Raw genomic sequence first — 10,420 nt, forward strand, 5'->3', positions numbered from 1 at the left:
GCCGACCGCACAGGAAGCGGGTCCGCAGATGAAGACGAAGGCCGCAGTGCTCTGGAACGTCGGTGATCCATGGAGCGTCGAGGAGGTCGACCTCGACCCGCCGAAGGCCGGCGAGGTGCTCATCCGGGTGGTCGCAGCCGGGTTATGCCACTCCGACGACCACCTGACGACCGGTGACATGCCGTCGGTCCTGCCGATGGTCGCCGGCCACGAGGGCGCCGGGATCGTCGAGGAGGTCGGGCCGAACGTCACCCGGGTCCGCCCGGGTGACCACGTCGTCGTGATGTTCATGCCCAGCTGCGGGCACTGCCGCTGGTGCGCCACCGGCCGGACGAACCTGTGCGACCTCGGCGGGTCGCTGATGATGGGTGTCGGCGTCGACGGGACGTCCCGGCTGCACGCCCGGGGCAAGGACGTCACGACGATGTGCTTCCTCGGCACGTTCAGCCAGTACGCCGTGCTGCACGAGGCGTCCGTCATCAAGATCGATGACGACCTGCCGATGGACGCCGCCGCGCTGGTCGCCTGCGGGGTGCCCACCGGCTTCGGCTCCGCCGTGCACACCGCCGGGGTGCGCCCCGGGGAGGCCGTGGTCGTGGTCGGTGCCGGCGGGGTCGGCATGAACGCGATCCAGGGCGCCCGGATCGCCGGCGCGGAGCTGATCATCGCGGTGGACCCGGTGGAGTTCAAGCGCGACCAGGCGAAGGTCTTCGGGGCGACCCACACCAGCCCGTCGATGGCGCAGGCCACCGAGCTCGTCCGCGAGCTGACCAGGGGCGTCATGGCCGACGCGGCGATCCTGACCGTCGGCGTGGCGCACGGAGACCAGATCGCGCCGCTGCTCGGGCTCGTGTCGAAGGGCGGGCGGGCGGTCGTCACCGCGGTCGCGCCGGCCGTCGAGACCGACGTGACCCTGTCCCTGTTCGATCTGACCATCTTTCAGAAGGAGCTGCGCGGCACACTGTTCGGCGCGTCGAACGGGCAGGCCGACATCCCCCGGCTGCTGTCGCTCTACCGGTCCGGCCAGCTCAAGCTGGACGAGCTGATCACCACCCGCTACACCCTGGACGAGATCAACACCGGCTACGACGACATGCGGGCCGGCCGCAACATCCGCGGCGTCATCCTCCACGGGCACTGACGGCATGCGCACCGGCAGCACGATCCTCGTCACCGGGGTGACCGGCCAGGTCGCCAGGCCCCTGGCCGCCGCCCTCGCCCGGGAGCACACCGTCTACGGCGCGGCCCGCTTCCGCGACAGCGGCATCCGCGACGTTCTGACCGCTGCCGGTGTGCGCTGCGTACCGGTCAACCTTGTGACCGCAGGGCGGGACGGCCTCGCCGCCCTGCCCGAGCAGGTCGACCACGTGCTCCACTTCGGCGTGGTCAAGAGCAACCGGTGGGGCGTCGACCTCGACGGAAACGTCGGCGGGACGCTGGCACTCATGGAGCGCTACGCCGCCGCCCGGTCCTTCCTGCACTGCTCCTCCGGCGCCGTGTACGCGGACGCGGGCGGCCCGGTCGACGCGGGCGGCGGCCCGGCGGGCGGGAGCGACGGCCCAGCGGGTGGGAGCGACGGCCCAGCGGGCGGGAGCGACGGCCCAGCGGGCGGGAGCGGCCCACGGGCGGGCGGGAGCGATGGCCCGGCGGGCGCGGGTTCGGGCGCGGGCGGCGGTGACCCTGCGGGGGCGGTCCGGCCCCTCGCCGAGGGCGACCGGCTCGGGGACAGCCACCATGTCCTGCCGTTCCTGGCCACCTACAGCGTCTGCAAGATCGCCGCGGAGGGGGCGGCCCGGTACGGTGCCACCCGTTTCGGGCTGCCGACGACGATCGCCCGCCTGAACATGCCGTACGGGCCCTTCGGTGGTCTCCCCCTCTACCACCTCGACATGATCGCCGCGGGCATGCCGGTAACCGTGCACCCCGACGGCCCCAGCCGCTACCAGCTGATCCACGACGACGACATCGTGGCGATGGTGCCCGCGCTGCTCGCCGCGGCCGACGTGCCGGCAACGGTCGTGAACTGGGCCGGCGACGAGGCGGTCAGCGTCGAGCAGTGGTGCGCCGAGCTGGCCGCCCTCACCGGGCTGAGCCCGGTCATCGAGCCGTCACCGGAGAACCTGCGCGGAGTCGTGCTCGATCTGACGACCATGCACACCCTCGCCGGGCACGCCCGGGTCGACTGGCGGGAGGGGCTGCGCCGCAGCGTGGCCGCGCGCCGCCCCGACCTGCTGCGCCCCGAGCACCAGTCGTCGGCGCACCCCGGCCCCGGCCCCGCACCCGCCTGACCGCCTGGCCGCCTGACCGCCTGTAGCCACGTCATCGGGATGAGAGCGCGGGCTGCCACTGCTGCCGAGCAAGAAGTGAGGATCATGGCTGCTGCAGCAACCGAAATCCTCACTTCTTGCGGATTGCCAAGCGACCTCGTGTCCCCTTTTGCCGCTATTGATGCTAATTGTTCGAGCTTCGCGGCGGCGCGGGATCCCCGGCGGGTCGGCGTGCGTCGGCGCGCGTCGGGTGAGCACGAACCACCGGGTCAATATGCGGTGGGCGCGTCACAGAATCCCGAGAAGTGGGTGATCGCAGGCCTCAACGCGTCGAGCCGCCGCTGCGGCTGCCGCCTGCCAGTGGCGATCCCAGCCGAGCCTCGACCTCGTGATCCAACCTCGTCGCCCCCACCCCCAGGTGCGCCCGGCGTGATCCGACCTCCCAGCACCGTCGCCGGTCGCCCCGGCACACGAGATCGGCGCGCAGGGTGGCTGGCGTCACAATGCAAATCTGACGGGTCGCCAGAAACCGCCGGTACGCTTGCAACGTGCGCAGAGCTGACGCTGCCGTCGCGGTCCCCCCGGTGGTCGAGACCCCGGTGCGCGAGACCCCTGCGGTCGCCACCGCGGCGATCAGGACCACACCGGCGTCCGTCGCCGACGCGAGCACCGGCACCGGCACCAGCACCGCAGGTGTCGGCACCGCAGGTGTCGGCACCACGGGTATCGGCACCGCGGTGAACACTCTTCGCGCCTCGGACGGGCGGGTTCCTGGCCGGCGCGGCATGGCGACCCGGCAACGGCTGCTCGACCAGACCTACGAGCTGCTGCGCACCACGCCGTACCGGGAGCTCACGGTCGCCGACATCGGCCGCGCCGCCGGCACCTCGGCGGCCACCTTCTACCAGTACTTCGTCGACATCGAGGCGGCCATGCTGACGCTGGCCAACCAGGTCGCCGCCGAGGGCGCGAAGCTGTCGGAGCTCGTCGACCAGCGGCCGTGGCGGGGCGCCGCCGGCTGGCAGAACGCCAGCACCCTCGTGGACGGCATCCTCACGTTCTGGGCCCACCACCAGCCCGTGCTCCGCGTCGTCGACCTGCTCACCGAGGAGGGCGACCAGCGCTTCCGCCGGGTGCGGGTGGACATGCTCAACGAGATCACCCGCGCACTCGCCGCGGTCATCGCCGAGGCGCAGACCCGGGCCGGCCGGGTGGCGGAGGTCGCCCCGATGGCGATGGCAGGGGCGCTGGTGTCCATGCTCGCGCACGTGGCCTCGCACCGGGCCGGCTTCGAGGCGTGGGAGATCCCGATCGACGAGATGCGGGAAGCCATGACCAGGCTGGTCTTCTGGGGCGTCGTCGGCCCACGCGTCCCCAAGCACCTCTGACCAGACCTGCACCTCTGACCACACCAGCGCCGCTGACCGCGCCGCATCCGGCTATCGCGCGTCTGCCAGCCACTCCCGCACGGCGCGCATCGCGGTGCCCGAGCTGTCCTCGTCGATGCCCCGGCCGAGATCGTCGATGGAGACGCCGGCCAGCGCGTCACGCCACGCCTTCTCCGCGGCCGCCATCGCCCGGGCGATGGCGCACTGCCCGGAGCACTGATCATCGGGCACGGCCAGCGGGCCGTTCCGGCGGATCTCGGTGCAGCGGAACGCGGGCTCGGGCCCGTCGATGGCCTGCACGACCTGCAGAACAGTGATCTGCGCGGCGGGTCGGCCCGGGGGCGGGCGCCTGGCTCTGGATCGTCTCCTTTCGAGGCACAAAACCCGTCGAGAACGGCGTGCAGGCGGTCAGTCGGCGGGGTAGGCGGAACGGCCCTGGCGGAGAAGGTCGGCGAGTGAGGTCGCCGGATGGCCGGTCAGCTCTGGCACGTCCGAGGTGACGATGGCGAGTTCACCTGCGGCGATGGCCGTATATGTCGACACCCAGGCATCGACCTGCCACTCGGGTGCCCCGTAGCTGGCACGGGAGGCGTACGCCTCGTCGACCGTCTCGGGATGGTAGACGATCCGCCGACCGGCTGCGTCAGAGACAACAGCGGCCACTTCATCAAGGGTCAGCGCCTCGGGGCCGGTCAGCGAATAGGTCCGGGCAGCATGCGGGAGCGGGTTGAGCAGGACCGCCGTGGCGGCGTCGGCGATGTCGTCCTGGGCGACGGGGGCAACCTTCCCGTTCCCGGCTGGGCCCCGTATGACGTCATCCGAGCCGACCAGTGCGGTCATGAAATCGGCGTAGAGATTGTCGCGCAGGAAGGTGAACCTCATGCCGGCGCCCGCGTCGCGGATGTGCTGCTCGGTGGCGGCGTGGTCGCGCCCCAACGTGAACGTGCACGTCGGTGTCGCGCCGTAGAACGAGATGTACACCAGGTGCTCAACGCCGGCGGCGGCCGCCGCGTCCACGAACGTCTGATGCTGCCCGATCCGGTCCGGGGTCTCCGCGGCGGACACCATCAGCAGCGTCGTGACCCCGGCCAGCGCGGCGCGTGCGTTGTCCGGCTCGCCGAAGGACGCACGGGCGACGGAGGCCGCGGGCAGGCTTGGCGCGCGCGCCGGATCCCGGACTACCAGGCGCTGCGCGACACCCGCCGCGGCCAGCCGGCGCGCGACGCGACCGCCCAGCCGCCCGGACGCGCCGGTCACGGCGATCAGGCCCACGCTGGCTGTGCCTTCGGCGTCGGTTGGCAGCTCTGCACCGACCCAGCCAAGCACTGTGCGATCGGGTCCGCACGGACGTCGGATGAATTCCGGGCGATGGTGGCTACCGTTCGGGGGCTGAGGCCGTCATCGCCTGGGTACACGGCGGCCTTCTCGCCACGCGCCCCACCCCGCGCCCGATTTCCGACTTCGCCACTCCTGACTTCGCCACTCCTGACCGATGATTCGCGCCCCGCGCAGGGGTCTAACACCCGCAGGGGTCTAACAGACAAGGCGAGGTAGGTGTGGGTGGGATGACTGAGATGGACGAGATGGACGAGCGGGTGCCGGGAGGGCGACGGACGTTCGCGCTGATCCCTGGGGCCGGCGGCGCGGGGATCTACTGGCACCGGGTCGTGCCGTTGCTGCGCGCGGCGGGCCATGAGGTGGTCGCCGTCGATCTGCCCGGCGGCGACCCGGGCGCGGGTCTGCCGGAGTACGCCGCCGTGGTCGAGGCCGCGGTGAAAGGACGGCCTGACGTGGTGCTGGTCGCGCAGTCGCTCGGCGGGTTCACAGCACCGCTGGTAGCCGAGCTGGTTCCGGTGCGCGCGATCGTGTTCGTGAACGCGATGATCCCCGTTCCGGGCGAGACCCCGGGAGCCTGGTGGGACAGCACCGGGCAGCCCCAGGCCTACGCCGCCGCGGCCGAGCGCGGCGGCTACAGCACCGAGTTCGACCTCGAGACGTACTTTCTGCACGACCTGTCCGCGGAGGACGCAGCGGCGATCTCGGCGGATCCTCGCCCCGAGGACGATGTCGTGTTCGGTTCCGCCTGCGCGTTCGGCGGATGGCCACCGGTCCCGATCCGCGTGGTCGCCGGCACCGACGACCGGTTCTTCCCGGTGGAGTTCCAGCGCCGGGTGGCGCGGGACCGGCTGGGCATCGACGCCGACGTCCTGCCGGGCGGCCATCTGCTCGCCCTTTCACAGCCCGAGGCGCTCGCGCGCTACCTGCGGGGGATTTGATCACCAGGCGGCGAGTCCGACCGACTGGGGTCGAGGCGTTCGAGCTGGACTGAGGTCGTGGTCACGCTGCACGTTCAGAGCGCGGCGACGAACTCCTCCACCGACAACCCGGTATCTTGACCACATCCCCGCCTGGTAGCACGGGAAGAGGTGGCATCAGGCGACGTCCTGCACGATCGTCAGAACCGGTGGAACACCGATCTCCTCGATGACCAGGCTGACCGCCTCGTAGAGATCAGCGACCGCCTCCTCGGGCGAAGCACCGAGCCCGTGCGCACCACCACTGGGGAACGACGCGTGCGCGGCCCAGGTGCCGTCCTCCTCCTGCTCCAGCTCATAGGGGATCTGGACCATCCGCTTCATGACGCTCACTGTACGCCGCAGGCCACAGGGCTCGCAGTACTCACGATCATGTCCCAGATCCCCGCCTGGCTGTGTTCGCCTCGGACGGACCTCTCCGGAAAGCCACCACCGACGGCACGGACGTACGACAGAACGCGGTAGCGACACAGGCCCACCGGGCCTCTGTGCGCGCAGCGCAAACGGTCTGCGCGCATTCGTGACCGCAAGCTAGGGTGATCACATCATGGCGGGATCTGTGGGGGTGGGGCGGCGCACCCACCCAGAAGCCCGGTGATCATCGGGCGGGAGCGGCTCGAGAAGGCGCTGCCCGGCTATTCCATCGGCGACCGGCTGGGGTCCGGAGCGTTCGGGCTGGTGCTGGCCGGGCACGACCAGCAGGCTGACCGCCCGGTGGCCATCAAGATCGTGGAGGCTGACGGATCCGAGCAGGCGACCCGCGGCTTCGAGTCCGAGGCCCAGGTGCTGAGCGGCCTCGACCATCCCCATGTGGTGAAGGCGTTCGACTATGTCGAGACCGAAGGCCTGTGCCTGGTCGTGATGGAGTTGATGGCCGGCGGCACGCTGACCAGCCGGCGGGCCGGAATGGCGCCGGAACAGGCCTGCGCGGTGGGGCTGGCGGTGGCCGCCGCACTGGCACACGCGCACGGCCGCGGCGTGCTGCACCGCGACATCAAGGCCGACAACATCCTGTTCGCGGCGGACGGCACCCCCAAGGTCGGCGACTTCGGGATCGCGAAACTGTTCGAAGGATCCGCGGCGACAGCCAGCGGCCGGGTCGGCACGCCGATGTACATGGCGCCGGAGCAGATAGCAAGCGGCCGGCTGGGGCCGGCGACGGATCTGTACGCCCTGGGAGTCGTCCTCTACCAGCTGCTCACCGGAGCACCACCATTCGACCCGAAACAGTCGCTGCCCGCACTGTGGAACCAGCACCTGAACGACCCGCCACGGCCGATGACCGGCGTGGCAGCCCCGGTGGAGCCGGTGGTGCTGCGCGCACTGGCGAAGGCCCCCGCCGACCGGCACCCCGACGCCACCGCGTTCGCACTCGATCTCGCCCGCGCGGCCACCGAGGCCTACGGAGCGAACTGGACGGCTCGCGCCGGGGTGCCGCTAAACCTCGACGACGACATCCGTCGCCTCGCCAGCCCACCGCCACCGCCACCGGCACCGGCGTCTATCCGGTCCCTCCAGCCACCCGCCGGTGACGATGACGACGAGACCGTCCCGGCGGAACGTGGCGAGGCCGTGGGCCGCGCGGAATCACCGCGGCCAGAGGGCTTCCGGCGGCAAGGCCGCCGGCGGTGGACCAGAGTGGCCGGGGTAGCCGTGGTGCTGGCCACAGCGGTTCCGCTGGTGCTCTGGCGCGCCCTCGGAGCAGCCGAACCACCGGCCGAAACAGGCCCGGCGGCGGTCTCTCGGCGGCTGGCCGCCGCGGCGTCCCGGCTCGCGGACGATCAGCCGGACCTCGCCCGGCGGATGGCCGTGGCCGCCTACCGCACCGCCCCACCCCCGAAGCTCGGGCCAGCCTGCTCGCACGCCTCGTCCCCGCCGGCCACCCGCTGGCCACCCTCACCGGCCACCCGACGGCCATCGCCGACCTGGAGTTCAGCCCGAACGGGAACCTGCTCGTCACCCACGGCAGCGTCGACAGCGCCACCAGGCTGTGGAACGCCGCCGCCAGCGGTGGAGATGACATCGAGCCCCTCGCCGTCCTCGACCAGGACAGCCAGGGCGTCACCGGCCCGCTGGCGGGGGGTGCGATATCCAGCCTGGTGCGCGGTGCGATCTTCAGCCCGGGCAGTGACCTGCTCGCCACCTACAGCAGGGGCACCGTCCAGCTCTGGGAGGCCGCCGCCCATGGCACGGACGTCACGCCGCTCGCCACCTTCCCGGGTGAATCGGCGGAGTTCAGCCCGGGCAGCGACCTGCTGGTCACCCTTGACGATGCCACTTCCCGGGTGTGGCCCACCACCGCCCACGGCACGGACGTCACGCCGCTGGCCACCCTCGGCCCGGCTGGGGAGGTGACCGCCGTGGAGTTCAGCCCACGCGGCGGGCTGCTCGCCGTCGCCGGCGGCGGCACCGTCCAGCTGTGGGACACCAGCACCCTCGGCCAGGGCATCCAGCCACTCGCCAGCCTGACCGGCACCGGCGAGGTCACCAGGATGGAGTTCAGCCCGGACGGCACGCGGCTCGCGACCGAGGACACCACCGACAACACCGTGCGCCTGTGGGAAACCACCCGCCACGACCAGAAGGCCCCGCGGGCCGTCCTCACCGGTGACAGCGACCTGAGGGGTGCGACCTTCAGCCCGGACGGACACCAGCTTCTCACCTACGGCGGCGCATCCGCGCGGGTGTGGGATTCCGAGGTCCAGGGCCAGAACGCCCGGCCACAGGCCGTTCTCACCGGCAACATCAACGATGCGACGTTCAGCCCGGACGGAAAACTGGTCGCCACCAGCGCCTGGGGCGGTGACGTCCAGCTGTGGGACAGCGGTGCGCGCGGCGAGGAGATGACGCCGCTGGCCACCCTCACCGATGTCATCGGCAACGGCGAGACCACCGAGTCGGCGCAGGCCCAGCCCGACTTCTCGAACATGATGTTCAGCCCGGACGGCGCGCTGCTCGCCACGTCCAGCGTCAGGACCGTCCGGCTGTGGGACACCACCGCCCGCGGCACCGTCAGGCCGCTGGTCACCCTCCCCGGCCAGCCCGGCTTCCCGTACCAGGCGGAATTCAGCCCGGACGGCCGCACCCTCGCCATCAACAGCTACGACGGCGCGCCCCGGCTGTGGGATGTGGACCCCGCTCGCCTGGCGGCGGCTGCCTGCGCGGTGCGGACGAACGCGCTCACCGCGGCGGAGTGGAACGCCGTGCTTCCCGACGCCCCCTACGACCCGCCCTGCTCCTGACCGAGGCCCAAGACCTCCTGCGCGGTCGGCGGCTCAGCTGCCGGGACCGACCAGCAGGCCGGCCCAGCTGTCGACGAGTTCGTCGGCATCTGCTCGCGGGTGATCTTCCAGTCGGCGTCGCCCCAGTTCTGGGCGACGTAGTCGAGCTGGGCCATGGCCAGGACGCCTTTGAAGTGGCGCTGGTGCGGTGCGAAGCGACCGGCCTGCGGCCTCCGATCAGGCCGCCAGCACCCGATCACGACAAACCAGAGGTGAACGCCACGTAAAAACTGTGGCGCCGTGGTCCGGCATTACCGCCCGAGGCCCACCGGGCGACTCAACCTTCATGCACACCGTTCGGCCTGGTCAGTGCCTTCGAAAGCCGCCTGGCGCTGGCTGACCTCAGCCGACGGCGGCTCGCGGCAGGGATCGCGCGCTGCCCGCGGGCCCGCGACACATGGTGGGCTCGGCTATTCTTCTCCGCGCACATCGGGAACGAAATCACTCGAAAGCAGATGTACCGCGCTGATCTCGCGGCACCGCGGAACATTTCATGCCCGGTGGCGGACAGGGAAAGGGCCCAGTAGGCCATGAAGCTCCAGGCCGCGGATCATTCGACTCCGCACGGGCAGAACCCGTCGGCTGAACCGGCCGACACGGATCAGCCGTCGTCGCCAGGCGGTCACAGGCCACCAGGCGGTCACAGCCGGTCGGATGAGACCGGCCCGATCGACCCGTCGGACGAGATCATTCCACCGGACGAGGTCACCCCGCCGGAGGAGACAGTCCCGCCGGACAGCGGGACACCACCCGGCGAGGGCGTGCCTGGCCAGGGCGTGCCCGGTGGCCAGCGGTCGGCGGCGCGGCGGCATACACCGGGGCGGCAGGTCCTGCTGCGGTGGTGGCCGAACTGGCCGAGGCGGCGCTGGTTGACCCGCCTGCTGGCAGCGACCGCGTACGGGGCTGTCGCCGGGCTGCTCTTCCTCGTGGCCTCCGAATCGGTGAAGGGTATTGCCGGCCGCACCCAGCCGCCCGGCGCGCGTGCCGCCGGGCAGGAGGAGACGAACCCGGGGGCCATCGCCGGCGGCCTTCCCGCGGCCGGGATGACGGGCCCCACCAGTGCCTCGATGACATCGCCGCCGGCACCAGGCGAGACAGCCCCGACAGCCCCGACAGGCGACCCCGGCGCCGGCGGGCAGGCGCCGCCCGAGCACGGCGGAGCGGCGCCG

At 71.8% G+C, this 10,420-nt stretch carries 9 protein-coding genes and 3 pseudogenes; 8 read left to right on the plus strand and 4 right to left on the minus strand.

Annotation, left to right across the window (positions count from 1 at the left end):
- Nucleotides 1-28 precede the first annotated feature (28 nt).
- The 3 genes from FREUN1FDRAFT_RS24130 (at nucleotide 29) to FREUN1FDRAFT_RS24140 (ending at nucleotide 3,655) form a co-directional block, all read left to right on the plus strand.
- On the plus strand, nucleotides 29-1,141 hold the full coding sequence (locus FREUN1FDRAFT_RS24130) for an NDMA-dependent alcohol dehydrogenase (protein WP_006542843.1): 1,113 nt from the start codon (nucleotides 29-31) through the stop codon (nucleotides 1,139-1,141).
- A gap of 4 nt (nucleotides 1,142-1,145) precedes the next feature.
- Nucleotides 1,146-2,288 (plus strand): NAD(P)-dependent oxidoreductase, encoded by a 1,143-nt coding sequence (locus tag FREUN1FDRAFT_RS44175; protein WP_006542844.1) that lies wholly within the window; start codon nucleotides 1,146-1,148, stop codon nucleotides 2,286-2,288.
- 527 nt (nucleotides 2,289-2,815) lie between these two features.
- A complete protein-coding gene (locus tag FREUN1FDRAFT_RS24140) occupies nucleotides 2,816-3,655 on the plus strand; it encodes a TetR family transcriptional regulator (RefSeq protein WP_232295378.1) in 840 nt (279 codons plus the stop codon).
- A 51-nt stretch (nucleotides 3,656-3,706) separates the two neighbouring features.
- Here FREUN1FDRAFT_RS24140 and FREUN1FDRAFT_RS24145 read toward each other — a convergent pair whose 3' ends face one another.
- The gene (locus FREUN1FDRAFT_RS24145) at nucleotides 3,707-4,036 is read right to left on the minus strand and encodes an Rrf2 family transcriptional regulator (RefSeq protein WP_255348231.1); all 330 of its coding nucleotides are present in this window, start codon (nucleotides 4,034-4,036) and stop codon (nucleotides 3,707-3,709) included.
- Between the two features lie 27 nt (nucleotides 4,037-4,063).
- Nucleotides 4,064-4,927 (minus strand): SDR family oxidoreductase, encoded by an 864-nt coding sequence (locus tag FREUN1FDRAFT_RS24150; protein WP_035953304.1) that lies wholly within the window; start codon nucleotides 4,925-4,927, stop codon nucleotides 4,064-4,066.
- Nucleotides 4,928-5,220: 293 nt separating this feature from the next.
- Between FREUN1FDRAFT_RS24150 and FREUN1FDRAFT_RS24155 the strand changes: the two genes are divergently transcribed.
- Nucleotides 5,221-5,931 carry an alpha/beta fold hydrolase gene (locus tag FREUN1FDRAFT_RS24155; protein ID WP_006542848.1) on the plus strand — a complete coding sequence of 237 codons (711 nt, stop codon included), beginning with the start codon at nucleotides 5,221-5,223 and terminating at the stop codon, nucleotides 5,929-5,931.
- 156 nt (nucleotides 5,932-6,087) lie between these two features.
- Here the strand turns inward: FREUN1FDRAFT_RS24155 and FREUN1FDRAFT_RS24160 are convergent, their stop codons facing one another.
- The gene (locus FREUN1FDRAFT_RS24160; RefSeq protein ID WP_006542849.1) at nucleotides 6,088-6,294 is read right to left on the minus strand and encodes a type II toxin-antitoxin system HicB family antitoxin; all 207 of its coding nucleotides are present in this window, start codon (nucleotides 6,292-6,294) and stop codon (nucleotides 6,088-6,090) included.
- A gap of 270 nt (nucleotides 6,295-6,564) precedes the next feature.
- Between FREUN1FDRAFT_RS24160 and FREUN1FDRAFT_RS48170 the strand changes: the two are divergent.
- The 3 genes and pseudogenes from FREUN1FDRAFT_RS48170 to FREUN1FDRAFT_RS46685 all read left to right on the plus strand — a co-directional run.
- Nucleotides 6,565-7,197 (plus strand): annotated as a pseudogene (locus FREUN1FDRAFT_RS48170) (serine/threonine-protein kinase); the annotation flags it as partial.
- A 401-nt stretch (nucleotides 7,198-7,598) separates the two neighbouring features.
- Nucleotides 7,599-7,913 (plus strand): annotated as a pseudogene (locus tag FREUN1FDRAFT_RS48175) (hypothetical protein); the annotation flags it as partial.
- A 342-nt stretch (nucleotides 7,914-8,255) separates the two neighbouring features.
- Nucleotides 8,256-9,212 (plus strand): WD40 repeat domain-containing protein, encoded by a 957-nt coding sequence (locus FREUN1FDRAFT_RS46685; RefSeq protein ID WP_035953284.1) that lies wholly within the window; start codon nucleotides 8,256-8,258, stop codon nucleotides 9,210-9,212.
- On the opposite strand, the gene FREUN1FDRAFT_RS24175 is transcribed toward FREUN1FDRAFT_RS46685, so the two are convergent.
- On the minus strand, nucleotides 9,191-9,367 hold the full coding sequence (locus FREUN1FDRAFT_RS24175) for a hypothetical protein (RefSeq protein WP_006542852.1): 177 nt from the start codon (nucleotides 9,365-9,367) through the stop codon (nucleotides 9,191-9,193). The two genes, FREUN1FDRAFT_RS46685 and FREUN1FDRAFT_RS24175, sit on opposite strands and share 22 nt — an antisense overlap.
- A gap of 414 nt (nucleotides 9,368-9,781) precedes the next feature.
- Between FREUN1FDRAFT_RS24175 and FREUN1FDRAFT_RS43065 the strand changes: the two are divergent.
- A pseudogene (locus FREUN1FDRAFT_RS43065) lies at nucleotides 9,782-10,420 on the plus strand (hypothetical protein); the annotation flags it as partial.

The organism is Parafrankia sp. EUN1f, assembly GCF_000177675.1.
Classification (GTDB): Bacteria; Actinomycetota; Actinomycetes; order Frankiales; family Frankiaceae; genus Parafrankia.